At 73.1% G+C, this 26,220-nt stretch carries 23 protein-coding genes; 12 read left to right on the top strand and 11 right to left on the bottom strand.

The genetic code is table 11. The features are described 5' to 3' along the window. The first annotated feature begins 761 nt into the window (after positions 1-761). Positions 762-1,760 (top strand): tryptophan--tRNA ligase, encoded by a 999-nt coding sequence (gene trpS / locus ACZ6JT_RS17495; protein ID WP_469210748.1) that lies wholly within the window; start codon positions 762-764, stop codon positions 1,758-1,760. Positions 1,761-1,807: 47 nt separating this feature from the next. On the opposite strand, the gene proC is transcribed toward trpS, so the two are convergent. The 5 genes from proC to ACZ6JT_RS17520 all read right to left on the bottom strand — a co-directional run bounded on the left by proC (position 1,808) and on the right by ACZ6JT_RS17520 (position 5,304). After that, complete coding sequence (gene proC, locus ACZ6JT_RS17500) at positions 1,808-2,617, bottom strand: pyrroline-5-carboxylate reductase (RefSeq protein ID WP_030720587.1); 810 nt, start codon at positions 2,615-2,617, stop codon at positions 1,808-1,810. A 116-nt stretch (positions 2,618-2,733) separates the two neighbouring features. Further along, a complete protein-coding gene (locus ACZ6JT_RS17505; protein WP_469210749.1) occupies positions 2,734-3,471 on the bottom strand; it encodes an ABC transporter permease in 738 nt (245 codons plus the stop codon). Then, positions 3,468-4,265 (bottom strand): ABC transporter ATP-binding protein, encoded by a 798-nt coding sequence (locus ACZ6JT_RS17510; protein ID WP_469210751.1) that lies wholly within the window; start codon positions 4,263-4,265, stop codon positions 3,468-3,470. The genes ACZ6JT_RS17505 and ACZ6JT_RS17510 overlap by 4 nt, the downstream gene beginning before the upstream one ends. An 85-nt stretch (positions 4,266-4,350) precedes the next feature. After that, positions 4,351-4,908, bottom strand: coding sequence for a hypothetical protein (locus tag ACZ6JT_RS17515; protein WP_469210753.1), 558 nt, complete (start codon positions 4,906-4,908; stop codon positions 4,351-4,353). A 96-nt stretch (positions 4,909-5,004) separates the two neighbouring features. Further along, the gene (locus ACZ6JT_RS17520; protein WP_469210755.1) at positions 5,005-5,304 is read right to left on the bottom strand and encodes a peptidase; all 300 of its coding nucleotides are present in this window, start codon (positions 5,302-5,304) and stop codon (positions 5,005-5,007) included. Positions 5,305-5,409: 105 nt separating this feature from the next. Between ACZ6JT_RS17520 and ACZ6JT_RS17525 the strand changes: the two genes are divergently transcribed. Then, complete coding sequence (locus ACZ6JT_RS17525) at positions 5,410-7,554, top strand: serine/threonine-protein kinase (RefSeq protein ID WP_469210757.1); 2,145 nt, start codon at positions 5,410-5,412, stop codon at positions 7,552-7,554. 51 nt (positions 7,555-7,605) lie between these two features. On the opposite strand, the gene ilvD is transcribed toward ACZ6JT_RS17525, so the two are convergent. The 3 genes from ilvD to ACZ6JT_RS17540 all read right to left on the bottom strand — a co-directional run bounded on the left by ilvD (position 7,606) and on the right by ACZ6JT_RS17540 (position 11,028). Continuing rightward, positions 7,606-9,456, bottom strand: coding sequence for a dihydroxy-acid dehydratase (ilvD, locus tag ACZ6JT_RS17530; protein WP_469210759.1), 1,851 nt, complete (start codon positions 9,454-9,456; stop codon positions 7,606-7,608). 124 nt (positions 9,457-9,580) lie between these two features. Further along, entirely contained in the window at positions 9,581-10,204 is a 624-nt protein-coding gene (locus ACZ6JT_RS17535) for a TetR/AcrR family transcriptional regulator (RefSeq protein WP_385814124.1), read from the bottom strand. Then, positions 10,201-11,028 (bottom strand): sugar phosphate isomerase/epimerase family protein, encoded by an 828-nt coding sequence (locus ACZ6JT_RS17540; protein WP_365471861.1) that lies wholly within the window; start codon positions 11,026-11,028, stop codon positions 10,201-10,203. The genes ACZ6JT_RS17535 and ACZ6JT_RS17540 overlap by 4 nt, the downstream gene beginning before the upstream one ends. Positions 11,029-11,230: 202 nt before the next feature. On the opposite strand from ACZ6JT_RS17540, the gene ACZ6JT_RS17545 reads away from it, so the two are divergent. After that, positions 11,231-12,340 carry an endonuclease/exonuclease/phosphatase family protein gene (locus tag ACZ6JT_RS17545; RefSeq protein ID WP_469210761.1) on the top strand — a complete coding sequence of 370 codons (1,110 nt, stop codon included), beginning with the start codon at positions 11,231-11,233 and terminating at the stop codon, positions 12,338-12,340. Positions 12,341-12,371: 31 nt separating this feature from the next. Here ACZ6JT_RS17545 and ACZ6JT_RS17550 read toward each other — a convergent pair whose 3' ends face one another. Further along, on the bottom strand, positions 12,372-13,307 hold the full coding sequence (locus tag ACZ6JT_RS17550) for a Ppx/GppA family phosphatase (protein ID WP_469210762.1): 936 nt from the start codon (positions 13,305-13,307) through the stop codon (positions 12,372-12,374). A gap of 63 nt (positions 13,308-13,370) precedes the next feature. Between ACZ6JT_RS17550 and ACZ6JT_RS17555 the strand changes: the two genes are divergently transcribed. Then, complete coding sequence (locus ACZ6JT_RS17555; RefSeq protein ID WP_469210763.1) at positions 13,371-14,255, top strand: DUF3109 family protein; 885 nt, start codon at positions 13,371-13,373, stop codon at positions 14,253-14,255. A gap of 43 nt (positions 14,256-14,298) precedes the next feature. Here the strand turns inward: ACZ6JT_RS17555 and ACZ6JT_RS17560 are convergent, their stop codons facing one another. Next, positions 14,299-16,116 carry a BACON domain-containing protein gene (locus tag ACZ6JT_RS17560; RefSeq protein ID WP_469210764.1) on the bottom strand — a complete coding sequence of 606 codons (1,818 nt, stop codon included), beginning with the start codon at positions 16,114-16,116 and terminating at the stop codon, positions 14,299-14,301. Positions 16,117-16,286: 170 nt separating this feature from the next. Here ACZ6JT_RS17560 and radA point away from each other — a divergent pair, with 170 nt between their 5' ends. Together radA and disA are read left to right on the top strand one after the other, a co-directional pair. Continuing rightward, positions 16,287-17,699 (top strand): DNA repair protein RadA, encoded by a 1,413-nt coding sequence (radA, locus tag ACZ6JT_RS17565; RefSeq protein WP_469210766.1) that lies wholly within the window; start codon positions 16,287-16,289, stop codon positions 17,697-17,699. Positions 17,700-17,887: 188 nt separating this feature from the next. After that, positions 17,888-19,012 carry a DNA integrity scanning diadenylate cyclase DisA gene (gene disA, locus ACZ6JT_RS17570; protein WP_469210767.1) on the top strand — a complete coding sequence of 375 codons (1,125 nt, stop codon included), beginning with the start codon at positions 17,888-17,890 and terminating at the stop codon, positions 19,010-19,012. A gap of 331 nt (positions 19,013-19,343) precedes the next feature. Here disA and ACZ6JT_RS17575 read toward each other — a convergent pair whose 3' ends face one another. Beyond that, complete coding sequence (locus ACZ6JT_RS17575; protein ID WP_469210769.1) at positions 19,344-20,147, bottom strand: hypothetical protein; 804 nt, start codon at positions 20,145-20,147, stop codon at positions 19,344-19,346. A gap of 204 nt (positions 20,148-20,351) precedes the next feature. Between ACZ6JT_RS17575 and ACZ6JT_RS17580 the strand changes: the two genes are divergently transcribed. The 6 genes from ACZ6JT_RS17580 to ACZ6JT_RS17605 all read left to right on the top strand — a co-directional run bounded on the left by ACZ6JT_RS17580 (position 20,352) and on the right by ACZ6JT_RS17605 (position 26,168). Then, entirely contained in the window at positions 20,352-21,269 is a 918-nt protein-coding gene (locus ACZ6JT_RS17580; RefSeq protein ID WP_376618147.1) for an HhH-GPD family protein, read from the top strand. 307 nt (positions 21,270-21,576) lie between these two features. Next, entirely contained in the window at positions 21,577-22,137 is a 561-nt protein-coding gene (locus tag ACZ6JT_RS17585) for a SigE family RNA polymerase sigma factor (RefSeq protein WP_030010715.1), read from the top strand. Continuing rightward, on the top strand, positions 22,125-22,820 hold the full coding sequence (locus tag ACZ6JT_RS17590; protein ID WP_469210771.1) for a hypothetical protein: 696 nt from the start codon (positions 22,125-22,127) through the stop codon (positions 22,818-22,820). The genes ACZ6JT_RS17585 and ACZ6JT_RS17590 overlap by 13 nt, the downstream gene beginning before the upstream one ends. A 34-nt stretch (positions 22,821-22,854) precedes the next feature. Continuing rightward, complete coding sequence (cseB, locus tag ACZ6JT_RS17595) at positions 22,855-23,568, top strand: two-component system response regulator CseB (RefSeq protein ID WP_469210772.1); 714 nt, start codon at positions 22,855-22,857, stop codon at positions 23,566-23,568. Beyond that, complete coding sequence (gene cseC, locus ACZ6JT_RS17600) at positions 23,565-24,881, top strand: two-component system sensor histidine kinase CseC (RefSeq protein WP_469210774.1); 1,317 nt, start codon at positions 23,565-23,567, stop codon at positions 24,879-24,881. Before cseB ends, cseC begins: the two co-directional genes overlap by 4 nt. A gap of 105 nt (positions 24,882-24,986) precedes the next feature. Next, complete coding sequence (locus tag ACZ6JT_RS17605) at positions 24,987-26,168, top strand: LamG-like jellyroll fold domain-containing protein (protein ID WP_469210775.1); 1,182 nt, start codon at positions 24,987-24,989, stop codon at positions 26,166-26,168. Positions 26,169-26,220 lie beyond the last annotated feature (52 nt).

A 26,220-nucleotide genomic window follows, 5' to 3' on the forward strand; every position in this document is an offset into this window, starting at 1 on the left:
TCTGGCGTTGATTTTTGGCACGCTGTTGAGTTCTCAAGGAACGGACGCTTCCTTCGTACTCACCCTCGCGGGCTTTCCTCCGGGCTTTCGTTCTGCGTTCTTGCTGTGTTCTTGCGTTTCCGACTCTATCAGACTCTTTCGGGCCTGACTTCCTCGGCGCTTTCCAGTTCCAGCCGCTTTCGCGCTTTCCCTTTCCGGCGATTCCGACTCTATCAGATCCTTTCGGGCCTGACTCCCGGTCAGCGGGCTTTGCCTCGGGGCTGTTTGGCCCCTTCGGCGAGTGAGACAGTAGCGGATTCCCTGCCCCCGAACCTAATCGGCGGCGGCGTCCTCGGACGCGGATTCCTCATTCGCAAATACGCATGAAAACAAGACGACGGAGTGCGTCGTTCGTTCGAATGTGTAGTGCGGGATGGCTGTCCGGGGACCGACCGAGGTCAGCGCTCACTTCGGACAACTCGAAGAACCTTACGGATCGGGCACACCTGTGTCAACCCCCGGCTGACCGGCGACGCGCGGCCTCCCGAAACCCGCCCCGTCCTCCTCCCCGGCCCTCTACCCTGGGCCCATGACTACGCATGTGCTCACGCCCAGCCTTCGCTGGTGGGCCGCCTGACGGCGGCCGACCTTCCACGCGAGCACGCATGCGCTCACGGCCGCCGCTACGGCGGCCGTTCTTGTTTCTCCCCTCCCGGGAGTGGCTCGGTCGCCCGACGCGGTGGCCCCGAGACCACTCACACCACACACAGGGAGAGCAGGACATGACGAGGATCTTCAGCGGGGTCAAGCCGACAGGTCATCTGACGCTGGGGAACTACCTGGGGGCCGTACGGCAGTGGGTCGCCACCGACCAGGAGCCGGACGAGGCGCTGTTCTGCGTCGTCGACCTCCATGCGCTGACCGTCGAACACGAGCCGGCGCGCGTGCGGAGGCTGAGCCGGCAGGCGGCGACGCTGCTGCTCGCCGCCGGGCTGGATCCGCAGCGGTGCACGCTCTTCGTGCAGAGTCACGTCGACGAGCACACGCGGCTGGCGTACCTCCTGGAGTGCACCGCCACCGACGGGGAACTACGGCGGATGATCCAGTACAAGGAGAAGGCGGCGAAGGCGCAGGCCTCCGGGGAGGGCGTCCGGCTGTCGCTGCTCACCTATCCCGTGCTGATGGCCGCCGACATCCTGGCGTACGAGACCCAGGAGGTGCCGGTCGGGGAGGACCAGCGGCAGCACGTGGAGCTGACGCGCGATCTGGCGGTGCGTTTCAACCAGCGGTACGGGCACACCTTCACCGTGCCCAAGGCGACGCTCCCGGCGGTGGCCGCGCGGGTCATGGACCTGCAGGAGCCGACCTCGAAGATGGGGAAGTCCCACGAGAACGGGGCGGGGATCGTCTATCTGCTGGACGAGCCCGGGGTCGTGCGCAAGAAGGTGATGCGGGCGGTGACCGACAGCGGGGACGGCGGCGTGGTCTACGACCGGGAGGCGCGGCCCGGTGTCGCCAATCTGCTGGACATCCTGGCGGCCTGTACCGGGGGTGATCCGGCCGTGCTGGCGCAGGGGTACAGCGGGTACGGGGCGCTCAAGCGGGATGTCGCCGACGCCGTGGTCGAACTGCTGCGGCCGGTGCGGGAGCGGCACGCGGAGCTGGCCGGCGATCCGGCGGAGGTGGAGAAGGTGCTGCGGCAGGGGGCAGGGCGGGCCCGGGAGCTGGCGCGGCCCGTGGTGGACCGGGCGTACCGGGCCATCGGGTTGCTGGAGCCGTGACGGGTGGGGGTCCCGCGTGCTGCGGGACCCCCACCGGTACGGGTGGCTCAGCTGTTGCCGGAGGCGAGCTCGCGGCTGCGGTCGCGGGCCGCTTCGAGGGCGGCGATGAGGGCGGCGCGGACGCCGTGCCGCTCCAGCTCGACGATGGCGTTGATCGTGGTGCCGGCCGGAGAGGTGACGGCCTCGCGGAGCTTGACCGGGTGCTCGCCGCTGTCGCGGAGCATCACGGCGGCGCCGATGGCGGCCTGGACGATCAGGTCGTGGGCCTGGGCGCGGGGCAGGCCGAGGAGGATGCCGGCGTCGGTCATGGCCTCGACGAGGAAGTAGAAGTACGCGGGGCCGGAGCCGGAGAGGGCGGTGGCCGCGTCCTGCTGGGACTCGGGGACGCGCAGGGTCTTGCCGACGCCGCCGAAGATCTCCTCGGTGTGGGCGAGGTGCTCGGCGGTGGCGTGGCTGCCGGCGGAGATGACGGACATGGCCTCGTCGACGAGGGCGGGGGTGTTCGTCATGACGCGGACGACGGGGGTGCCGGGGCTGAGCCGTTCCTCGAAGAAGGAGGTGGGGATGCCGGCGGCGCCGCTGATGACGAGGCGGTCGGCGGGGACGTGCGGGGCGAGCTCGTCGAGGAGCTTGGCCATGTCCTGGGGCTTGACCGTGAGGATGAGGGTGTCGGCGCGCTTGGCGGCCTCGGCGTTGGAGACGGCCTCGACGCCGTAGCGGGTGCGCAGTTCCTCGGCCCGGTCGGCGCGGCGGGCCGTGACGAGGAGCTTCGAGGCGGGCCATCCGCCGCGGATCATTCCGCTGAGCAGGGCCTCGCCGATCTTGCCGGTACCGAGGACTGCGACTGTCTGGGTCATGCCCGATCCACCTCGCCGAACTGTGTCTTGCGCGTGAGCTGCCTATACGTCTTCATCCTTGCACCCGGGCGGCCGGCGGGGCGGGGCCGTCCGGAGTGCGGTCAGGCCCGTAGGAGTCAAGGCGTCCGGCGGCGGAGGGTGGCCGCGCCGAGGGCGAGTACGAGCAGGGCGCAGGCGGCGACGATCACGGCGTCGCGGACGAAGTCGGCGGTCATGTCGGTGTGGGTGAGGACCTGGGTCATGCCGTCGACGGCGTACGACATGGGCAGGACGTCGGAGAGGCCTTCGAGGACCGGGTGCATGGTGTCGCGGGCGGCGAAGAGGCCGCAGAGGAGCAGCTGGGGGAAGATCACCGCCGGCATGAACTGGACGGCCTGGAACTCGGACGCGGCGAAGGCGGAGACGAAGAGGCCGAGGGCCGTGCCGAGGAGGGCGTCGAGGAGGGCGACGAGCAGGAGCAGCCAGGGGGAGCCGACGACGTCGAGGCCGAGGGTCCAGAGGGCGAGGCCGGTGGCGAGGAGGGACTGGAGGACGGCCACGGCGCCGAAGGCGAGGGCGTAGCCGGCGATGAGGTCGCCCTTGCCGAGCGGCATGGCGAGGAGGCGTTCGAGGGTGCCGGAGGTGCGCTCGCGCAGGGTGGCGATCGAGGTCACCAGGAACATGGTGATGAGGGGGAAGATCCCGAGCAGGGACGCGCCGATGCTGTCGAAGGTGCGGGGGTTGCCGTCGAAGACGAAGCGCAGCAGCGTGAGCATCAGTACGGGGACCAGGAGCATCAGCGCGATGGAGCGCGGGTCGTGGCGGAGCTGGCGCAGGACGCGGGCGGCGGTTGCGGTGGTGCGGGCAGTGTTCACGGCGTCGTCTCCTGGGCGGCGAGTGCGTTGGCTTCGTCGACGAGGCGGAGGAAGCCCTCTTCGACGGTGGCGGAGCGGGTACGGGTGCGCAGGGCGTCGGGGGTGTCCTGGGCGAGGATGCGGCCTGCGCGCATGAGGAGGAGGTCGTGGCAGCGCTCGGCTTCGTCCATGACGTGGGAGGAGACGAGGAGGGTGGCGCCGCGGGTGGCGGCGATGTCGTGGAAGAGGTTCCACAGGTCGCGGCGCAGGACGGGGTCGAGGCCGACGGTGGGTTCGTCGAGGACGAGGAGCTCGGGGGTGCCGAGCAGGGCGACGGCGAGGGAGACGCGGCTGCGCTGGCCGCCGGAGAGGTTGCCGGCGAGTGCGTCGGCGCGGGTGGTGAGGTCGACGTCCGCGATGGCCCGGGTGACGGTGTCGCGGCGGCGGTCCGCGGCGGCGCGGCCAGGGTCGAGGACGGCGGCGAAGTAGTCGAGGTTCTGCCGGACGGTGAGGTCGTCGTAGACGCTGGGGGCCTGGGTGACGTAGCCGATGCGGGAGCGGAGCTCGGGGTGGCCGGCGGGGCGGCCGAGGACGTCGAGGGTGCCGGTGACGTGGGCCTGGGTGCCGACGATGGCGCGCATGAGGGTGGATTTTCCGCAGCCGGAGGGGCCGAGGAGGCCGGTGATGCGGCCGCGGGGGACGTCGAAGGCGATGGAGTCGATGACGGTGCGGGGGGTGCGGCCGGTTCCGCGTCGGACGGTCAGGCCGTGGGCGTGCACAGCTGCCGGGGCTCCCCCGGACGGGTTATTCATCATGTGATGAATAATGCTCCTGGCTGTGCCGGACGTCAATCGCCCGTCGGTTACGGGTTCGGTTGCGGGGCCCGGGCCCGGGCTCGGGCTACTTCTTGCGCTTGGGGCGGCGGGCGGCCGGGTTTCCCGTACGGGAGCTGCGGCGGCGGGCGAAGTCGGCCCGGGCCCGCTCGTACTCGGCACGGCGGAGCTTCTCACCCGGGGCCTCGCCGAGGCAGCGCAGGAAGTACGCGATCAGGGAGCCGATGAAACCGATCGCCTTCAGGCCCTTGAGCGCGGCTTCGTCGGAGGACGGGGCGGGGCGGCGGCTGAAGGAGTCCCAGGTCTTGACGAAGGCGATGGCGCTGGCGATCGCGAAGAGGACGACGACCGAGATGCTGAGGAAGGGGCCGACGTTGCCGATCTCCAGGCCCTCGTAGGACAGGCGCAGCAGCAGGGCGGCGGCGACGGCGGTGAGCAGCGAGCCGATCGCGACGCCGGCGCGGCGCAGGGCGTAGCCGCCGTCGTGGTTCACCCAGGTGGTGCCGAAGAACGGGATCGGCTCCGGCTCGGGGCCGACGGCGTCCGGGGCCTGCGCGGCCGGCTCGGTCGGGGGTCCCCCCAGCGGTTGCCGGGGAAGGGGCTGGTCTCGCTGGTCGTCGCTCACGGCAGCGATTATCTCCCGCCGGGCCGGCCGGGCCGGGTGTGTCTCACGTGTCAGACGGGTCCCCGGACGGACACTCGCTCGGAAGGCCGGCGAACGTCAGCAGCGGGTGGCGACGTAGCCGTCGCTGCCCGTCTTGACGTAGGCGTCGGAGACGAACTGGCCGTTGCCGATGCAGTCCCAGATGTCCGTCGTGCCGTACGGACCGGAGACCGTCGTACCGGGACCCTGGCAGCGGATCGAGACGTACGAGTCGTACGGCAGGACCTTGACGATGGAGTAGCTGGTGCCCGGGCCGCTGCGGACGTTCACGCGGTAGCCGGGAGCGACCGGAAAGGTCTGGAAACCGGACTCCGCGGCGAGGCTCTGGACCTGGCCGGACTCACTCTTTTCGGACATGCGAAAACTCCCCCCTGAGCGTTGCGCTGCGCAACTCGCGCAGGGTAGCAGGACCTTGGAGATCGCCAGGTGCCATCGACTAGGCTCCGGCGGGGGTGGTCAGCGGTGCAGTCGCTGCACAGGGATCGGGCGGGCTTTCCGGAGTACGCCGGGCAGTACCGGCTGGAATCCGTCCTGGGTTCGGGCGGTATGGGCGTCGTCCACCTCGCCACCTCCGCGTCGGGACTGAAACTCGCCGTCAAGATCGTGCATCCCGAGCACGCGGTGGATCCGGAGTTCCGGGCCCGGTTCCGGCAGGAGGTCGCCGCGGCGCGTCGGGTGAGCGGGGCGTTCACCGCGCCCGTCGTGGACGCGGATCCGGACGCCGAGCGGCCCTGGATGGCCACCCTGTTCATCGACGCGCCGACACTCGCCGAGCGGGTGCGGGAGCGGGTGCTCGATCCGACCGAACTGGCCCGGCTCGGCGCCGGACTCGCGGAGGCGCTGCGGGACATCCACCGGGCCGGTGTGGTGCACCGGGACCTGAAGCCCAGCAACGTTCTGATGGCGCCCGACGGAGTGCGGGTCATCGACTTCGGGATCTCCCGGCCGACCGACAGCGACCTGCGGACCGAGACCGGGAAGCTGATCGGGACACCGCCCTTCATGGCACCCGAGCAGTTCCAGCGGCCCAGGGAAGTGGGACCCGCGGCGGACGTGTTCGCGATGGGCGCCGTACTCGTGCACGCGGCCACCGGGCGCGGCCCCTTCGACTCCGACAGTCCCTATCTGGTGGCGTACCAGGTCGTCCACCACGACCCCGATCTGACCGGTCTTCCGACGGCCCTGATCCCCGTCGTCGAGTCCTGCCTCGCGAAGAACCCCGCCGAACGCCCGACCCCCGACGCGCTGATCGGTGAACTGCGGGCCCTGGCCTATCCGACGTCGGAGGACACCCGGGCCTTCATCCCCGGGCCGCGCGGACCGAACCGGCTGGAAGAGGTCACCCACCGGCGGGACCGGATCGTCGCCGAGCAGGCCGTACCCACGCCGCGGCGGCGGTCACGGCTGGTCCTGTCGGTCTGCGGCGCGTTGCTGCTGAGCGGTGGGGCGCTCGGCGGATACCTCTCGTACGGGACGGACGCGGATCCGACCGCGCACTCCACCGTGCACGCGGGGACCGCGGAGCCCGGTCCCGGGGCGAAGGCCGGCCCGCCGTGGGCGGTGCGCCTGGGCGAAGGGAGCGGGGGCAATCCCGTTCCGGCCTGCTCGTGGTCGGCAGGAGCCCTCTACTGCTCGGGGCCGGGGCTGGCGGCCGCCCGGCTCGACCCCGCCAACGGCTCGGTGATGTGGTCCGTGCCGGGAGCGGCACCCGCATCGCGGATGACACCCCATACGGCTCCGCTGCACGCCGCGGGACTGGTGTTCGCGGTGGACGACGGCGGAAGGATCCTGCGGGCCCTGGACGCGGCAGCCGGTACGCAGCGGTGGAAGCGGGCCCTGCCGGAGGGCGGGCGGGTGGTGCCGGTGGGAAGTCTGCTGCTCGTCACGAGCGCGGACGGAAGGGCCACCATGCTCGACGCGGCCACGGGCGGGACACGCTGGGAGCAGCGCCTCGGCGGAGCCGGCGCCGCGTGGCTCGCCGAACCGGACCCGTCGGGGGGCGCCGGCCTGTACCTCTGCGCGCAGGGAGCCGACGGGAAGTCGACCCAGGTCTCCGCCGTCGATGCCGCGAACGGCTCGGTGCGCTGGCAGGTCCGCAGTCCGGCGCTGCTGGAACCGGTCGGCGCGGCGGCCGGCGGGCTCTACCTGCTGGAGGGTGACACGCGGTCCGCGTCCGGCGCTGTGAGCAGGGCGGTCGTGCGGGTGGACCTGACGACGCGGGCCGTACGCCGGATCCCGCTCTCCTCGCCCTTGCTGGAGGCCCAGGCCACGGTCGGCCCCGAGGGCCGGGTGTACGTCTTCGGTACCTCGGGCGCCCTGGCCGCGGTGGGGGCGGAGCGCGAGGAGTGGCGGCTGGAGACGGGCGTGGCCGTGGGCTCGCGGCCGGTGGTCCACGACGGCCGGATCCATCTGACGGCCTCCGACGGGCGGCTGCTGGCCGTCGACGGCGCGAGCCGGCTCCTGGGGCAGACGAAGCCCAGGCTGGGCGGTGAGCAGGGCTACACCTCCACGCTGCCCGCGCCCGTCGTCGGGGGTGGGCGGGTGTTCGCGGGGGCGCCCGACGGGTCGGTGTTCGCGGTGGCGGCGGGGGATCCGGGCGGGTGGTGAGACGGCGGCGCCCCCGCACCGGGGGGTGCGGGGGCGCCGTGGGGGTCGGTGTCAGCCCAGGCGGGTGACGTCGCGGACCGCGCCCTTGTCGGCGCTGGTGGCCATGGCGGCGTAGGCGCGCAGGGCCGCGGAGACCTTGCGCTCGCGGTTCTTCGGCGCGTAGATGCCACCGAGGGCCTGGTGGCGGGCGGCCAGCTCCGCTTCGGGGACGAGGAGCTCGATGGAGCGGTTCGGGATGTCGATGCGGATGCGGTCGCCGTCCTCGACGACGGCGATGTCGCCGCCCGAGGCCGCCTCAGGGGAGGCGTGGCCGATGGACAGGCCCGAGGTGCCGCCGGAGAAGCGGCCGTCGGTCACGAGGGCGCAGACCTTGCCGAGGCCGCGGCCCTTGAGGAACGAGGTCGGGTAGAGCATCTCCTGCATGCCGGGGCCGCCGCGCGGGCCCTCGTAGCGGATGACGACGACGTCGCCGGCCTTGATCTCCTTGCGCAGGATCTTGTCGACGGCCTCGTCCTGGGACTCGCAGACGACCGCCGGACCCTCGAAGGTCCAGATCGACTCGTCGACGCCGGCCGTCTTGACGACGCAGCCGTCGACGGCGATGTTGCCGCGCAGGACGGCGAGGCCGCCGTCCTTGGAGTACGCGTGCTGCACGGAGCGGATGCAGCCGCCCTCGGCGTCGAGGTCGAGGGTGTCCCAGCGCTCGGACTGGGAGAAGGCGGTGGCGGAGCGCTTGCAGCCGGGGGCCGCGTGCCACAGCTCCATGGCCGTGCCGGAGGCGGTGCCGGAGCGGGCGTCCCACTTCGCGAGCCAGTCCTCCAGGCCCTCGGAGTGGACCGTGGTGACGTCCTTGTTGAGGAGGCCGCCGCGGTGCAGCTCGCCGAGGATGGCGGGGATGCCGCCGGCCCGGTGGATGTCCTCCATGTAGTACGTGCCGCCGGGCGCCACGTTCGGGGCGACCTTGGCCAGGCACGGGACGCGGCGGGAGACGGCGTCGATGTCGGTGAGGTCGTAGTCCAGGCCCGCCTCCTGGGCGGCGGCGAGGAGGTGGAGGATCGTGTTCGTGGAGCCGCCCATCGCGATGTCGAGGGCCATGGCGTTCTCGAAGGCCTCGCGGGTGGCGATGTTGCGCGGCAGGACGGACTCGTCGCCGTCCTCGTAGTACCGTTTGGTGATCTCGACGACCGTGCGGCCGGCGTCCTCGTACAGGGCGCGGCGGGCGGTGTGCGTGGCGAGGACCGAGCCGTTGCCGGGGAGGGCGAGGCCGATGGCCTCGGCGAGGCAGTTCATCGAGTTGGCGGTGAACATGCCGCTACAGGAGCCGCAGGTGGGACAGGCGTTCTCCTCGATGCGCAGCACGTCCTCGTCGGAGACGTTCTCGTTGGAGGCGTCGACCATGGCGTCGATCAGGTCGAGCTTGCGGACGGTGCCGTCGACGAGGATGGCCTGGCCGGCCTCCATCGGGCCGCCGGAGACGAAGACGACGGGGATGTTGAGGCGCATGGCGGCCATCAGCATGCCCGGGGTGATCTTGTCGCAGTTGGAGATGCAGATCAGGGCGTCGGCGCAGTGCGCCTCGACCATGTACTCGACCGAGTCCGCGATCAGGTCGCGGGAGGGCAGGGAGTACAGCATGCCGCCGTGGCCCATGGCGATGCCGTCGTCGACCGCGATGGTGTTGAACTCGCGGGGGATGGCACCGGCGGCGCGGATGGCGTCGGAGACGATCCGGCCGACGGGCGCGAGGTGGGTGTGGCCCGGGACGAACTCGGTGAAGGAGTTGGCGACCGCGATGATCGGCTTGCCGATGTCCTCGCTCGCTACGCCCGACGCGCGCATCAGCGCACGAGCGCCTGCCATGTTGCGGCCGTGGGTGACGGTGCGGGACCTCAGCTCGGGCATGCGGTTTCACTCCCCATGAGTGCGGCTGTGGAAGGACAGCCGCGACTGCGGATATGGCTCAGATACGAGGCTACGCCCACCGCCCGCGATCCGGACGCCCTGTCCGCATGACGGGACGACCGGCTCACTCCTCGGTCAGGTACCGCTGCAGCGTGGGGGCCACGAGCGCCACGATGTCCTCGGCGTCCGCGGAGGCCAGGGGCTCGACCCGGACGACGTAGCGCAGGATCGCGATGCCGACCATGTGGGAGGCGGCGAGCTCGGCGCGGAAGGTCGGATCGGGGACGTCGAGGTCGGCGGCGACCCGCTCCAGGACCCGCCGCAGCACCAGCCCGCGCAGCACCTTCGCGGCCGCCTCGTGGGTGAGGGCGGAACGGATCACGGCGAGCAGCGGGGCCCGGGTGACGGGGTTCTCCCAGACGCCCAGGAAGTACCTGGCCAGCCGCTCCCCGATGCCGTCGGGTCCGCTGCCGACGATGGCGGGGACCACGAGGGCCGGCTCCAGGCTCATCTCGATGGCGGCGGCGAAGAGGTCGTCCTTGCTGCCGAAGTAGTGGTGGACCAGTGCCGGGTCCACCCCCGCCACCTTCGCGACGCCGCGTACGGACGTCTTGTCGTACCCGCGCTCCGCGAACACCTCGCGGGCGGCCAGCCGGATCCGCTCCTGGGTGCCGGGCCCCTCGTCGGCCTCGTCCTGCCGGGGCCGGCCGGGACCGCGGCGGCGCGGCTTCTCCGCTCCCGCCGTCATGCCCGCCGCGCCCCGTCCCGGGTGGCGGTGGCGAGGTGCAGCCGCGTGAAGGCCAGCGCCTCGGCGAGGTCGGCCTCGCGCTCGGCGGAGGACATCGCCCGCCGCGTGTTCACCTCGATCACCACGTGCCCGTCGAAGGAGGTCCGGGCGAGCCGCTCCAGCAGCTCGGCGCAGGGCTGCGTACCCCGCCCCGGGACCAGGTGCTCGTCCTTCGCCGAACCGTTTCCGTCGGCGAGGTGGACGTGCGCGAGCCGCTCACCCATCCGGTCGATCATGGCGGTGGCGTCCGTACGGGCGGTGGCGGTGTGCGAGAGGTCGACGGTGAAGTGCCGGTAGTCGTCCTTCGTCACGTCCCACTCGGGTGCGTACGCGAGCATCTCGCGGTCGCGGTAGCGCCAGGGGTACATGTTCTCCACGGCGAACCGGACGTCCGTCTCGTCGGCCATCCGCCAGATGCCGGTGACGAAGTCCCGCGCGTACTGGCGCTGCCACCGGAACGGCGGGTGCACGACGACGGTGGACGCGCCGAGCCGCTCGGCCGCGGCCTGCGCCCGCTGCAGCTTGGTCCACGGGTCGGTGGACCACACGCGCTGGGTGATCAGCAGACACGGCGCGTGCACGGCGAGGATCGGCACCTGGTGGTGGTCCGACAGCCGGCGCAGGGCGTCGACGTCCTGACTGACCGGATCCGTCCAGACCATGACCTCCACGCCGTCGTACCCGAGGCGCGAGGCGATCTCGAAGGCGGTCGCCGTCGACTCCGGATAGACGGAGGCGGTGGAGAGGGCGACTTTCGCGGTCGGGACGCGGACTGGTTCTGCCACGGAGACAGGGTACGGGGCCGACGCCCGCCCGGTACGTGACGGCCGCCACCTTGCGCCGGCCCGGGCCCGCCCGTGGCCGGTCTCCGCCCGCGACGGGCGTAGGCCGCCCGGCCCACATCTGGATCGCGACGCTCCGTCAACCGTCTTAGGTTGCGGCCAGGATGCGGGTGTCCGCCCGCTTTTCACCGAGAGGGCTGCCCGCATGACTCGCCGTTGGCTCACATCCGCCCTGTGCGCGCTCGCGCTGCTCGCGACCGGATCGCTCGGCACGGCCTCGGCCGCCGAGGGGGGCCGGACCCCCTTGCGGGTCACGACCCGCAACCTCCACCTGGGCGCCGACCTCGCCCCCGTCCTCGCCGCCACCACCCCGCAGGACCTCGTCGCCGCGGTGGGGGCGGTGTGGGCGGGCGTCCGGGCGACGGACTTCACGGAGCGGGCCGCGGCGCTGGCCGACGAGATCGCCGAGAGCGAGCCCCACCTCGTGGGCCTCCAGGAAGCGGTGCTGTGGCGCAGCCAGAGCCCGGCCGGACCGGGCGGCGCCACCCACGTCGAGTACGACTTCCTGCGGATCCTCCTCGACGAGCTCACCGCCCGCGGCAAGCACTACGCCGCCGTGGGCGTGAGCGTCGGCGGCGACTTCGAGGCCACCCGCTCCACGCCCGGCGGCCTCCAGGACATCCGCCTCACCGACCGCGACGTGCTCCTGGCCCGCACCGACCTGCCCGCGCGCGCCTTCTCCGTGGCCCACGCACGGGCCGCCCGGTTCCGCGACCACGTCTCCGTCTGCCGGCCCGCGCTGGGCTGCCCGCCCGGTCCGGCCCTCAAGAGCGAGCGCGGCTGGGTCTCGGCCGACGTCACGCTCCGCGGCCGCACCGCCCGGGTGGTCACCACCCGTCTCGAACCCGCCGCACCCGCCGTCCAGGAAGCACAGGCCGCCGAGCTGCTCGCGGGCCCGCTGGACACCGGGCTCCCCACCGTGCTGCTCGGCGACCTCAACTCGGCGGCCGGCGGGGTCGGCGCGACGCCGGCGACCGCCACCCGGAGCTACGAGCGCCTCCTGGCCGCCGGCTTCCAGGACGTCTGGACCGCCAACCGGCACCGCCCCCGCACCCCGGGCTTCACCTGCTGCCGGGCCCCCGAGCTGCGCAGCGCCGCCTCCGGCCTCACCCAGCGCATCGACTACGTCCTCTTCCGCGGCAAGATCAACGCGCTGACGGCCGAGCTGGTGGGCGAGACCCCGGCCGACCGCACCCCCTCGGGCCTGTGGCCGTCCGACCACGCCGGCGTCACGAGCGCGCTCCGGCTGGGCTGACCCCGGCGGGCGGCGGCCCCCGGTATCCCGATCAGGATCCCGTCGGCATGTGGTCCAGCCTGCGGAGGATCACGCCCTCGCGCAGGGCCCAGGGGCAGATCTCCAGCTCGTCGACACCGAAGAGGTCCATCGCGCCCTCCGCGACGAGCGCGCCCGCCAGGAGCTGGTTCGCCCGGCCCTCCGAGACACCGGGGAGGGCCGCGCGCTGGGCCGTGGTCATCGCCGCCAGGCGGGGCACCCACTCCTCCAGGGACTTGCGGCTCAGGTCCCGCTGCACGTACAGGCCCTCCGCCGAGCGGGCGGCGCCCGCGATCCGGGCCAGCTGCTTGAAGGTCTTCGACGTCGCCACCACGTGGTCGGGGACCCCGAAGCGGCTGAACTCGCGGACCGTGCGGGCGATCTCCGCCCGCACGTGCCGCCGCAGCGCCCGGATGTCCAGCGCGTCCGGCGGGTCGCCCGGGAGCCAGCCCGAGGTGAGGCGGCCCGCGCCCAGCGGCAGCGAGACGGCCGCGTCCGGGTCCTCGTCGATGCCGTACGCGATTTCCAGCGAGCCGCCGCCGATGTCCAGGACCAGCAGCTTCCCGGCGGACCAGCCGAACCACCGGCGGGCCGCCAGGAACGTCAGCCGGGCCTCGTCCTCGCCGCTCAGCACCGGCAGGTCGACGCCCGTCTCGGCCTTGATCCGCTTCAGGACCTCGTCGGCGTTCGTGGCCTCGCGCACGGCACTGGTCGCGAAGGGGAGGACGTCCTCGCAGCCCTTGTCCTCGGCGGCCTGCACGGCGTCGGCGATCACCGAGACGAGGCGCTCCACGCCCTCGGGGGTGACGGCGCCGCCCCCGTCGAGGAGCTCCGCCAGCCGCATCTCCACCTTGTGGGAGTGCGCCGGCTGGGGGCGCGCGCCGGGGTGCGCGTCCACCACCAGCAGATGGACCGTATTCGAACCCACATCCAGGACACCGAGTCTCATAGGGGGAAACGCTACTGCGAGGAACGCTCGGGGGTTCTGTAAGGGGCGCTTAGGCTTGGGTTTGTGCCAAATACGAAGAAGGCCAACAAGACCCGGTCGCAGAAGGACACGGGCAAGGACACCACCGCGGGCAAGAACGCCGGCGCCGAGAACGCCGCGGGCAAGAGCGGCGGCAGGAACGGCAAGGGCAAGCCCCCCGTCGTCTCCGACGAGAAGGGCCTCGACTTCCCCCGGGCGTGGGTGGAGTTCCCCGACCCCGCCGACGACGAGCAGGTCTTCCGCTGCGACCTGACGTGGCTGACCTCCCGCTGGACCTGCATCTTCGGCAGCGGCTGCCAGGGGATCCAGGCGGGCCGGGCGGCCGACGGCTGCTGCACGCTCGGCGCGCACTTCTCCGACGAGGACGACGAGAAGCGCGTCGCGCAGCACGTGGCCCGGCTGACGCCCGAGCTGTGGCAGTTCCACGACGTGGGCAGTGAGAGCGGCTGGACCCAGTACGACGACGACGGGGAGAAGCAGACCCGCCGCTGGGACGGCGCGTGCATCTTCCTGAACCGGCCGGGGTTCCCCGCGGGCGCCGGCTGCTCGCTGCACATCCTGGCGCTGAGGAGCGGCCAGGAACCGCTGGAGACCAAGCCCGACGTCTGCTGGCAGCTGCCGATCCGCCGGACGTACGACTGGATCGAACGGCCCGACGACACCCGCGTGCTCCAGGTGTCGATCGGCGAGTACGACCGCCGGGGCTGGGGTCCCGGCGGCCACGACCTGCACTGGTGGTGTACGTCGGCCACCTCCGCGCACGGCGCCGGGGACCCGGTGTACGTGTCGTACCGCGCCGAGCTGACGGAGCTGATGGGCAAGGAGGGGTACGAGGCGCTCGTGAAGCTGTGCGAGGCGCGGCTGGCCTCCCTGCTGCCGATGGCCCCGCACCCGGCGGACCCGGTCTGAGCTGCCCCGGCCGGTCCGGTCCGGTCGGCCGGGCGGTGTGCCGCTAGCCCGGGGAGCCCGACGGGTCCGGGCCCGGGGCCGGGGAAACCGTTCCGCCTGAGCCGTCCGGCGGCGTCGCGGTCGGCGTGGGCGTCGGGGACGGCGGCGGGATCGTCGGCTCCGTGGGCGTCGGGGTCGGCGTGGACGGCTGCGTCGGGTCCGGGGTCGGCGACGGCGGCGAGGGCTGCGTCGGGTCCGGCGTGGGCGTCGGGGTCGCTGCGGGGCGGCCGCGGCCCTGGACGGAGACCACCGCGCCGCTCGGATCGACGCCGACCCGGGCCGTCCAGGCGCCCACGGGCTGGGCCTCGGGGTCCACGGCGATCCGTAGGGTGACCGATTCTCCGGGGGCCAGCGTGCCCGCGGTGCGGCTCGCGCGCAGCCACGGCGCGTCGGACCAGAGCCGCCAGTCCACGGGGGCGCCGCCGGAGGCGGTGAGGGTCAGCAGCGTGAGGGAGCCGCGGGAGGACGCGGCGATGGAGAGGTGGCCGGCGTGTACTCCGGCGTGGTCGGCTCCGGCCGGCGGGCCGGTGCTGATCACCTCGACGGAGACGTCGGAGTCGTCGCTGCTCTGGGCGAAGCCGGGGCCGCCGGTGGTGCTGGCCGCGTTGCCGGTGTTCTCGTACGCCGTCAGGGGGCGCCCGTCGGTGCGCGCCGTCGGGAGTTCGGACTCGCTGGCGGAGATGCGGGTGGAGTCGCCGCCGACGGGCTCGCCCGTGCTGGGGGCGCCGCGGTACGCCGCCCACAGCGCGAGCACCGGGGCGGCGACGACGGTGGCGACGACGGTCGTGGTCACCGCCCGGGCTCGCAGCCGGTCGCGGCGGGCCGCGCGGTCCCTGGGGTCCATCGGGAAGCCGGTGCGGTCGAAGCGCGGGCCCGGCCCGCGGCCGCGGCCCCGGCCGGAGCGGAGCATCGCCGCGTGGACGGCGGTGCGGGGGGCGGGTACGAGCGGGAGGGCGGCGGTGTTGATGCCGCCGGAGCCGGGCCAGGGGGCGGCGACGCCCACGCGTTCGGCGACGCGGCGGCACCGCGGGCAATCGTCGACGTGGCGGACGAGTTCGGCGCGCAGGGTGCTGGACAGCAGCACGTTTCCGTCACCGTCCCCGTCCCCGTCGTCGCCCGTGAGCAGGGAGACGGCGGAGCAGTTCCCGGTCTCCACGACGGCGAGGGCGGCGCGGGTGCGCTCCACCTCGCAGGCGGCGCCGGACAGGAGCTCGCGGGCGGTCGCCGGGGGCGTGCCGAGGACGGCGGCGAGCTCGGGGACGCCGAGACGGTGGCGGACGGCGAGTTCGAGGGCCTCGCGCTGCGCGGGCGTGGTGCCGGCGGCCTCGGGCCAGGCGAGCCGGGCCAGCTCGGTACGGCGGTAGGCGTTCACGTCAACGGGCCGGTGTGCGTCCGGGGCGCGTCCGGCGTCCGGGCCGCGTCCGGCGTCCGCGGCGGCCCCCGGGGCCGTGTCACCCCCCGGCGCACGGTCGCGCTCGGTGTGCTCCGGCGCACGCCGGGCGGAATGCGCTCCCGGCCGGGTGCGCCGTTGCTCTGCCAGCCGGCGCAGACAGCCCCAGCGGGCGAGCGCGTAGAGCCAGGCCCGCCGGTCCCCCTCGTCGGGGCAGCGGCCGGGGTGCCGCTCGGCCACGGCGAGGACGTCGCCCAGCACGTCGGTGGCGGTGTCGTGGTCACACAGGACCGACAGGCAGTACGTGAACAGACCGTCCAGGTAAGGCTCGTGCCGGAAGGGGGGCGGCTGCTCCCCCTCGCTGTGCGTGCGCCCGTGCGCCCGGTGTGCGCCGGTGCGCGCTGAGGGGTGTGCCTGGTTGCTGCTGTTCACCTGGCGACCGTAGGCGGCACGCCGGTGGCGCCCTGGAAGCCTTCCCCACTTTTAGCCCTTACGGGTGAACAGATCGGTGGTCCGCTGACGTGGCCCCTGACGTGGGACGGCTCCGGCGGCCGCGGAGCCCTCCCGCCGCGTTGTCGGTGCGGGCGGCTACCGTGAGCGGCATGGCTGCCCGCACCGCTCGTTCATCCGCCAAGGACCGGCCGTCCTACCGCTGTACCGACTGCGGCTGGACGACCGCGAAATGGCTCGGGCGGTGTCCCGAGTGCCAGGCCTGGGGCACCGTCGAGGAGATGGGCGCACCCGCCGTGCGGACCACCGCCGCCGGCCGGGTCTCCACCGCCGCCCTGCCGATCGGCCAGGTCGACGGCCGGACGGCCACCGCCCGAAGCACCGGCGTGGACGAGCTGGACCGCGTCCTCGGCGGCGGGCTCGTGCCCGGCGCCGTCGTCCTGCTCGCCGGCGAGCCCGGCGTCGGGAAGTCGACGCTGCTCCTGGACGTCGCCGCGAAGGCGGCGAGCGAGGAGCACCGCACCCTGTACGTCACCGGCGAGGAGTCGGCGAGCCAGGTGCGGCTGCGCGCCGACCGCATCGACGCGCTCAGCGATCACCTTTACTTGGCCGCCGAGACGGACCTGTCCGCCGTGCTCGGACACCTCGACGCCGTGAAGCCCTCCCTGCTGATCCTGGACTCCGTACAGACCGTCGCCTCCCCCGAGATCGACGGCGCGCCCGGCGGCATGGCCCAGGTGCGCGAGGTCGCCGGGGCGCTCATCCGGGCCTCCAAGGAACGCGGCATGTCCACCCTCCTCGTCGGCCACGTGACCAAGGACGGGGCCATCGCCGGCCCCCGGCTGCTGGAGCACCTCGTCGACGTCGTCCTGAGCTTCGAGGGCGACCGGCACGCGCGGCTGCGGCTGGTGCGCGGCATCAAGAACCGGTACGGCGCCACCGACGAGGTCGGCTGCTTCGAACTGCACGACGAGGGCATCACCGGGCTCGCCGACCCGAGCGGGCTGTTCCTGACCCGCCGCGCCGAGGCCGTTCCGGGCACCTGTCTGACCGTGACCCTGGAGGGCAAGCGCCCGCTGGTCGCCGAGGTGCAGGCGCTGACCGTGGACTCCCAGATCCCCTCCCCCCGGCGCACCACCTCGGGCCTGGAGACCTCGCGCGTCTCGATGATGCTGGCGGTACTGGAGCAGCGCGGCCGGATCACGGCGCTCGGCAAGCGCGACATCTACAGCGCGACCGTGGGCGGGGTGAAGCTGACCGAGCCGGCCGCCGACCTGGCCATCGCCCTCGCGCTGGCCTCCGCCGCCAGTGACGTGCCGCTGCCGAAGAACCTCGTGGCGATCGGCGAGGTCGGCCTGGCCGGCGAGGTGCGGCGGGTGACCGGCGTGCAGCGGCGCCTCGCCGAGGCGCACCGGCTCGGCTTCACGCACGCGCTGGTCCCGGCGGATCCGGGGAAGGTTCCGGCCGGGATGAAGGTGATCGAGGTGGCCGACATGGGGGACGCGCTGCGGGTGCTGCCGCGCGGGCGCTCCCGTACGCCGGCCAAGGAGCGGGCCACCGACTGACGGGGCAGCGGCTGACGGGCCACCGGCCCTGGTCAGGGGGTCCGTACGGGGCCCCCGCACGCCCTACCTGGCCAAGCCACGGCGGGGCCGCAGCGCGCGCCGGTAGACTTTGGCCTGGTCCGCCCGGCCGTACGCACGTCCTCGTGCCCGCGGCGCGGGGCGGCGCAACCCGCGACCGGAGGAGTGCAGTGGCAGCCAAGGACGGGGCAGCAGCATCCGGAAAGTCGGGCGCGAGCTCCAAGCAGGAGGCCATGATGCGCGCCTCGCTGAGCGCGGTCGCACCTGGTCAGCCGCTGCGTGACGGCTTGGAACGGATCGTCCGCGGCAACACCGGCGGGCTCATCGTCCTCGGCATGGACAAGTCCGTCGAGGCCATGTGCACCGGTGGTTTCGTCCTCGACGTGGAGTTCACCGCGACCCGGCTGCGGGAGCTGTGCAAGCTCGACGGCGCGCTCATCCTCGACAAGGACATCACCAAGATCCTGCGGGCCGGTGTGCAGCTGGTGCCGGACGCGTCGATCCCGACGGAGGAGACCGGTACGCGTCACCGCACGGCCGACCGCGTCTCCAAGCAGTGCGGCTTCCCGGTGGTGTCGGTCTCCCAGTCCATGCGGCTGATCGCCCTGTACGTGGACGGCGAGCGGCGGGTCCTCGAGGAGTCCGGCGCGATCCTCTCGCGGGCGAACCAGGCACTGGCCACGCTGGAGCGGTACAAGCTGCGCCTGGACGAGGTCGCAGGCACGCTGTCGGCGCTGGAGATCGAGGACCTGGTCACGGTCCGCGACGTGACGGCGGTCGCGCAGCGGCTGGAAATGGTCCGCCGGATCGCGACCGAGATCGCCGAGTACGTGGTCGAACTGGGCACGGACGGGCGACTGCTGTCGCTGCAGCTGGACGAGCTGACGGTGGGCATCGAGCAGGAGCGTGAGCTGGTCATCCGGGACTACGTGCCGGAGCCGACGGCCAAGCGTTCCCGCACGGTGGACGAGGCGCTGGCGGAACTGGACGCGCTGACCCATCCGGAGCTGCTGGAACTGGCGATCGTGGCGAAGGCGCTGGGGTACACGGGCTCGCCCGAGACCCTGGACTCGGCGGTGTCGCCCCGCGGGTACCGGCTGCTGGCCAAGGTGCCGAGGCTGCCGGGCGCGATCATCGAACGGCTCGTGGAGCACTTCGGCGGCCTGCAGAAGCTGCTCGCCGCCGGCGTCGACGACCTGCAGACGGTGGACGGCGTCGGCGAGGCGCGTGCGCGCAGCGTCCGCGAGGGCCTGTCCCGCCTGGCGGAGTCCTCGATCCTGGAACGCTACGTCTAGCCGGGCTCGGCACCACACCCCGCGCGGGTGAAAAGACCTGGGGCTCCGCCCCAGACCCCGCTCCTCAAACGCCGGAGGGGCTGGGTTTTCCAGCCCCGCCGGCGTTTGAGGCGCGGGGGTCCGGGGGCGGAGCCCCCGCAGCGGCGCCGCGGACGCTAGTCCTGCTTCAGAACGAACGAGGTCCGGGCGACCGGCATGCCCGGGGACTTGACCTCGACCACATACGTATCGGGAGCCGCGGACCCCGCCGGAGGCGCTGGGTTTTCCAGCCCCGCCGGCGTTTGAGGCGCGGGGGTTCGGGGGCGGAGCCCCCGCAGCGGCGCCGCGGACGCTAGTCCTGCTTCAGGACGAACGAGGTCCGGGCAACCGGCATGCCCGGGGACTTCACCTCGACCACGTACGTGTCGGGAGCCGCGGACCCCGCCGGAGGCGCCTGGCACTGGTCGGCCGCGCTGAACCTGCGGTCCCATTCCAGCGACTGCTTCGTCTCCCCCTGCGCCGGCAGGCGGAAGAAGGCGTTGCCCGCGCCCGCCGGGCAGTCCGCCGAGGACCACACCGCCTTGCTGCTGCTCGCCTGAAGGATGGTCAGGACCGCCTGCCGCGGGCCGAGGTCGACCTTGCAGGTGGTGCCGGAGATGTTGCGGGCGACCAGTTCGAGCTTGGGCTTCTCGTTCGCCTCGTACTCGTTCTTCACGCTCTTGACCTCCCACTGCAGCGCACCCGGCGCGCACGTGGGCAGCGGGGAGTCCGCCGGGACCTGGGCCGGGCCGGGCGCCGCGCCCGCGCCGCCCGCGCCGGACCCGCCGCTCGCGGCCGTGCCGCTGCCCGGCTCGCCGTTCTTGCCCGCGCCGCCCGTTCCGCCGCCTTCGGAGCCGGTGGTTCCACCGCCCGACTCCGGGCGCCCGCCGGGGGCCGCGCTGATCGCGGGGCCCGTCCCGGCCGGCCCGGGGGTGATCGAGGCGACGGGGTCGGGGCGGCCCTGGCCCTTTCCGTTCGTACTCGTCCTCCCCCCACCGGAACTGACGGTCCATACGGCGAGGAGCGCGAGGAGCGCGACGACGGACGCCAGCACAGCCCTCCGTCGCCAGTAGATGGAGGAGGGGAGCGGCCCGACCGGATTGCGCAGAGATCCCACGGACGGAACTTTACGAGAGTTCGCGGCCCGATCAGTGCCCCACATGCCGCGCGGCAGGCTCGATTTGCCGATGATCATCCTGCGGGAGTACGCGGAACCGCCGGGAACCGGCCAGAGGTCCGACGTGCGGATCCGCCCGGCCGTCCGATTCACCGGCCCGGGCCCGACGGGGCGGCCCTGAAACGTGTCAGGATGCCGTATGTCATGACTGCATCCCCCGCTTCCGCCACGGCCACGTCCCCCGACTCCTCCCACGCGCTGCACTCCCCCGTCATCGCGTGGTTCGACGAGCACGCCCGCGATCTGCCCTGGCGCCGCCCCGAGGCCGGCCCCTGGGGGGTCATGGTCAGCGAGTTCATGCTCCAGCAGACCCCGGTGAGCCGGGTCCTCCCGGTCTACGAGCAGTGGCTCGCCCGGTGGCCCCGCCCCGCCGACCTGGCCGCCGAGGCCCCCGGCGAGGCCGTACGGGCCTGGGGACGCCTCGGCTACCCGCGCCGCGCCCTGCGGCTGCACGGCGCGGCCGTCGCCATAACGGAGCGGCACGGGGGCGACGTACCGCGGGAGCACGCGCAGCTCCTCTCGCTGCCCGGGATCGGCGAGTACACGGCGGCCGCCGTGGCCTCCTTCGCGTACGGGCAGCGGCACGCCGTCCTCGACACCAACGTCCGGCGGGTCTTCGCGCGCACCGCCACCGGCGTCGAGTACCCGCCGAACGCCACCACCGCCGCCGAGCGGCGCCTGGCCCGGGCCCTGCTGCCCGAGGACGAGGCGACGGCGGCGCGCTGGGCTGCGGCCTCGATGGAGCTCGGTGCGCTGGTGTGCACCGCGAAGAGCCCCGACTGCGGGCGCTGCCCGGTGGCCGGGCTGTGCGCGTGGCGCCTCGCCGGGAAGCCGGCGCACGAGGGGCCGCCGCGGCGCGGGCAGACGTACGCCGGGACCGACCGCCAGGTGCGCGGCAAGCTCCTCGCGGTGCTCCGGGAGGCGGTGGGCGCCGTTCCGCAGGCCGTGCTCGACACCGTGTGGGACGAGCCGGTGCAGCGGGCCCGGGCGCTGGACGGGCTGGTCTCCGACGGACTGGTGGAACCCCTCGACGGGGGCTTCTACCGGCTCCCGCAGACCTGAGCGCGACCGTCGCCGGGGGTCCGGACGCGGGTCCCGACACGGGTCCGGACGCAGGTCCGGGTGACGTGCGGATGGCCGCCCGGCGAGCGCTCGGCGACGGCTTCGCGACCACCCGTAGTCGACCTTGAACTGAGTCGACCATTCCGCTTCTCGCCGACAAACCGCAGCTCACGGCACTGTTACACAACCTATGGGTGTCCGTGCGTCCACCGAAGGCTGGCCCGCACAGGCCCGTGACAACCCCTCCGTACCTTCGAAATCCGTAAGGCAGCGGATGAGCGGTGGACGGTAGCGGAGGCGGTCTCAGATGGCGCACGGTGAGGTACTCGGATTCGAAGAGTACGTACGCACCCGGCAGGACGCGCTGCTGCGCAGTGCCCGGCGTCTGGTCCCGGACCCCACCGACGCCCAGGACCTCCTGCAGACCGCGCTCGTGCGCACGTACGGCCGCTGGGACGGCATCGCCGACAAGTCCCTGGCCGACGCCTACCTCCGGCGCGTCATGATCAACACCCGGACCGAGTGGTGGCGCGCCCGCAAGCTCGAAGAGGTCCCCACCGAGCAGCTCCCCGACGCCTCCGTCGAGGACGGCTCCGACCAGCGCGCCGACCGCGCCCTGCTGATGGACATCCTCAAGGTGCTCGCGCCCAAGCAGCGCAGCGTGGTCGTGCTGCGACACTGGGAGCAGATGAGCACCGAGGAGACCGCCGCGGCGCTCGGAATGTCTGCGGGTACCGTGAAGAGCACTCTGCACCGCGCGCTGGCCCGCCTCCGGCAGGAGCTGGAGAGCCGGGACCTCGACATGCGGGCGCTGGAGCGCGGTGACCACACCATGCGGTACGAGGGGCGTGAGCGGTGCGCGGCCTGAACGGCCAAGTCCTGACCAGCGGGAGATCGCTGGTACTCGTGTCGGCGGGGGCTGTCGTCCTCGTCGGCACTGCCGTGTTCGCGGTCGGTTGCGCGACCGGCGGCACCGGTCTGCGCGACGGCGGCCCCGCCCGCTCCGACGCGGTCGCGAAGGCCAGCCCGGTCAGTCCGTCCACACCCGTCGACCCCTCCTCGGGGGCGGCCTCCGCGTCCGGCCGGCCCGTCAAGAAGGTCGACCCCGTCGCGCTGCTCAAGGCGGACCCGAAGGTCAGCGCCGAGATCAAGCGGGACCTCAAGCCCTGCGCGGGCAAGGAGTACCCGGTGGACGTGAGCTACGGGAGGGTCACCGGCGGCCCCGTCGTCGACATCGTCGTCAACGTCCTGTCCTGCGCCGACGCCCTGGGCCGCGGCACGTACGTGTACCGGGCGGACGACGGCTCGTACGAGAATGTGTTCTCGGACGAACAGCCACCCGTCTACGCGGAGATCGACCGGGGCGACCTGGTGGTCACCAAGCAGGTCTACGGAAAGAGCGACCCGCTCTCCTACCCGTCGGGCGAGGACGTGATCACCTACCGCTGGAACGGGGAGACGTTCATCGAGCACGACCGAGTGCACTCGGAGTACAGCAACGTGATCGACGGCGGTGCCCAGCCCGCCCCGGCCACGAGTCAGAAGAACTGAGCACAGAAGAGAAGAACCGAGGCGAGGCTCCCGCATGGCCGAGACCCATGTCCTGTTCGTGGAGGACGACGACGTCATCCGTGAGGCCACGACCCTGGCGCTGGAACGCGACGGGTTCGTGGTCACCGCCATGCCCGACGGCCTGTCCGGCCTGGAGTCCTTCCGCGCCGACCGGCCGGACATCGCGCTGCTCGACGTGATGGTCCCCGGAATGGACGGCGTGAGCCTGTGCCGCCGCATCCGCGACGAGTCCACCGTCCCCGTGATCATGCTGTCGGCGCGCGCCGACTCCATCGACGTGGTGCTGGGCCTGGAGGCGGGCGCCGACGACTACGTCACCAAGCCCTTCGACGGCTCCGTGCTCGTCGCCCGGATCCGCGCCGTGCTGCGCCGCTTCGACCACTCCGGCGGATCCCAGAACGGCGGACCGGGCTCCTCCCACGAGGCCTCGGACCCGGAGCGCGGCGTGCTCTCCTTCGGCGACCTGGAGGTGGACACCGAGGGCATGGAGGTCCGCAGGGCGGGCGCCGCCGTGGCGCTGACGCCGACCGAGATGCGGCTGCTGCTGGAGTTCTCCTCGGCGCCCGGCACCGTGCTGTCGCGCGACCGCCTGCTGGAGCGGGTCTGGGACTACGACTGGGGCGGCGACACCCGCGTCGTCGACGTCCACGTACAGCGGCTGCGCACCAAGATCGGCCAGGACCGGATCGAGACGGTCCGGGGCTTCGGATACAAACTCAAGGCATGAGACGGTTCACCCTCCGTACGGGGATCCGCTGGAAGATCACGCTCGCCATCGCCGCCGTGGGCGCCCTCGTCACGATCGCCCTGAGCCTGGTCGTGCACAGCGCTGCCCGGGTGTCGATGCTGGAGAGCGCGCGCGAGGTGCAGCTGGACCGCGTGCAGTTCATCTCCCGCAACGCCGAGGCCGGGCGCAAGCCGCCGATGGGGGCCAAGCTCAACGATCCCGAACTCCCCGCCGAACTGCGGCACAAGGTGCAGTCGGGCCGGCGGGGGACCTACATCCAGGAGCGGCCGCACGGACTGCCCGAGGTGTGGGCCGCCGTGCCGCTGGAGAACGGGCAGGTGCTGTCGCTGCACACACAGTTCCGGGAGAGCGCCAACCTGATCCCCGACCTGGACCGGGCCCTGGTCATCGGCGGGCTCGCCGCCGTGATCGGCGGATCGGCGCTCGGCGTGCTCATCGGCGGGCAGATCTCGCGTCGGCTGCGCAAGGCCGCGGCCGCCGCGCAGCGGGTGGCGCACGGTGATCCCGACGTACGGGTGCGGGACGCGGTCGGCGGCGTCGTCCGCGACGAGACGGACGACCTGGCACGGGCCGTGGACGCCATGGCCGACGCCCTGCAGCAGCGGCTGGAGGCCGAGCGGCGGGTGACGGCGGACATCGCGCACGAGCTGCGCACGCCGGTGACGGGCCTGCTCACGGCGGCGGAGCTGCTGCCCCCGGGGCGGCCGACCGAGCTGGTCCGGGACCGGGCGCAGGCGCTGCGCGCGCTGGTCGAGGACGTGCTGGAGGTGGCCCGGCTGGACAGCGCCTCGGAGCGGGCGGAACTCCAGGACGTGGCGCTGGGCGAGTTCGTGAGCCGGCGGGTGACCGCGCTGATGCCGGAGGCGACCGTACGGATCGTCGCGGACGAGATCGTCAGCACCGACCCGCGCCGGCTGGAGCGGATCCTGGGGAACCTGCTGGCCAATGCGGCGCGGTACGGGCAGCAGCCGATCCAGGTCGACGTCGAGGGCCGGGTCGTACGGGTGCGGGACCACGGGCCGGGCTTCCCGGACGCGCTGCTGCGCGAGGGGCCGAGCCGGTTCCGGACCGGGTCGACGGACCGCGCGGGCGTGGGGCACGGCCTGGGACTGACCATCGCGGAGGGCCAGGCGCGGGTGCTGGGCGCCCGGCTGACCTTCCGCAACGTGGCGGCGCCGGGCGGCTTCGACCGCGAGGGCACGGCCGCCGGCGCGGTGGCGGTGCTGTGGCTGCCGGAGCACGCTCCGACGGCGACGGGCAGCTTCCCGGTGATCAAGCTGCCGCAGGGCTGACGACTGCGGGACCGCCACCGTCGCGGCGGGCCCAGGGCGGACCGGGGGTGGCCGGATCGGTACCGGGCGGTACGGCGCGGGGGCTCGTGTTTTAGCATCCCTGGCATGACCGACGCCGTGAATCCCCCGAGCAACCCGCAGCCCGAGCCCGCCCCCGGGAGCGGCGGATACGGGTTCCCGCCGGGTCCGCCCGCGCAGGGCGGCGGCTACGGCTTCCCGCCCGGCCCGCCCCGGCAGGGCGGCGACCAGGGCGGCTACGGCTACCCGGCCGGCGGCGAGGGGTACGGCTACGGCTACCCGCAGCAGGGGCAGCAGCCCAACCCGTACCAGCAGCAGGACGCCGGAGCGGGATGGGCGCCGACCCAGCCCGCCCAGCCGCTCATATCCTCGTCGCAGCCCGACTGGGAGGCCCTGGCTGACCGCTCCGCCGCCGAGCGGCGCAGGAAGAAGCTGTGGATGCTGGGCGGCGGGGTGACCGTACTGGCGCTGCTGGCCGGCGGCGGAACGTTCTTCCTGCTCGGCGCCGACGGCGACGGGCCGGGCGGGGCCGATGCCCAGCCCTCTACGTCCGCCTCGCCGGAGCCCGTCGACTCGAAGTCCCCCGCGGGCTACACCGCGACCGTCGAGGGCGACGCGACCCTGCTGCGCGACAGCTACGGCAAGACCGGCATCCGGCTCGGCCCCGACTTCCAGGTCGGCCCGCTGGGCAAGCGGTTCCAGATCGTCGGGAAGGGCAACGCGAACTCGTACGCCCAGTCCGCCGAGCCCGTCGTGGACGTGACCAAGAGCTTCACCGTCACGGCCCGCGTCTACAGCTCCGGCGCCAAGGGCTCGCGGATCGCGATCAGCCAGGGCGACGGGGAGTCGTTCTCCTTCGAGCTGGGCGTGAACGAGGTCGGCGGCAAGCAGGCCTGGATCTTCCGCGTGCAGACCGGCGACAAGGGCGCCGCGGCGACCACGAGGACCGTCACCGCCGAGGGGCCCACCGTGCTCAAGACGCCCACGATGCTGATGGCGACCTACGACGCCGAGAAGAAGACCATCGCCCTCTACGTCGATGGCAAGAAGGCCGGCGAGACCACCCAGGTCCCGCCGATCTGGCAGGCGCCCGGCCCGCTCCAGCTGGGCCGCTCCAAGCACCACAACATCTGGACCGGAGCCTGGCAGGGCGCCCTGCACAACATCAAGTTCTACGACACGGCCTTCACGCCGGAGCAGGCCGCCGCGTACAAGGAGGGCAAGCTCGGTCCGGAAACGAAGCCGGCCCACGCCTGGCTGCTCACCTGAGCAGCCGGCCGGGCCGGGTCGTGGGGTCGGTCACGGGGACCGTCGGGTCGGA

This window comes from Streptomyces sp. NPDC046308, assembly GCF_055588065.1.

Bases quoted from the DNA above. Each gene is read 5' to 3' on its own strand.
- trpS (WP_469210748.1), top strand. From the start codon at position 762: ATGACGAGGATCTTCAGCGGGGTCAAGCCGACAGGTCATCTGACGCTG.
- proC (WP_030720587.1), bottom strand. From the start codon at position 2,617: ATGACCCAGACAGTCGCAGTCCTCGGTACCGGCAAGATCGGCGAGGCC.
- ACZ6JT_RS17510 (WP_469210751.1), bottom strand. From the start codon at position 4,265: ATGATGAATAACCCGTCCGGGGGAGCCCCGGCAGCTGTGCACGCCCAC.
- ACZ6JT_RS17520 (WP_469210755.1), bottom strand. From the start codon at position 5,304: ATGTCCGAAAAGAGTGAGTCCGGCCAGGTCCAGAGCCTCGCCGCGGAG.
- ilvD (WP_469210759.1), bottom strand. From the start codon at position 9,456: ATGCCCGAGCTGAGGTCCCGCACCGTCACCCACGGCCGCAACATGGCA.
- ACZ6JT_RS17535 (WP_385814124.1), bottom strand. From the start codon at position 10,204: ATGACGGCGGGAGCGGAGAAGCCGCGCCGCCGCGGTCCCGGCCGGCCC.
- ACZ6JT_RS17545 (WP_469210761.1), top strand. From the start codon at position 11,231: ATGACTCGCCGTTGGCTCACATCCGCCCTGTGCGCGCTCGCGCTGCTC.
- ACZ6JT_RS17550 (WP_469210762.1), bottom strand. From the start codon at position 13,307: ATGAGACTCGGTGTCCTGGATGTGGGTTCGAATACGGTCCATCTGCTG.
- radA (WP_469210766.1), top strand. From the start codon at position 16,287: ATGGCTGCCCGCACCGCTCGTTCATCCGCCAAGGACCGGCCGTCCTAC.
- ACZ6JT_RS17580 (WP_376618147.1), top strand. From the start codon at position 20,352: ATGACTGCATCCCCCGCTTCCGCCACGGCCACGTCCCCCGACTCCTCC.
- ACZ6JT_RS17585 (WP_030010715.1), top strand. From the start codon at position 21,577: ATGGCGCACGGTGAGGTACTCGGATTCGAAGAGTACGTACGCACCCGG.
- cseB (WP_469210772.1), top strand. From the start codon at position 22,855: ATGGCCGAGACCCATGTCCTGTTCGTGGAGGACGACGACGTCATCCGT.
- cseC (WP_469210774.1), top strand. From the start codon at position 23,565: ATGAGACGGTTCACCCTCCGTACGGGGATCCGCTGGAAGATCACGCTC.
- ACZ6JT_RS17605 (WP_469210775.1), top strand. From the start codon at position 24,987: ATGACCGACGCCGTGAATCCCCCGAGCAACCCGCAGCCCGAGCCCGCC.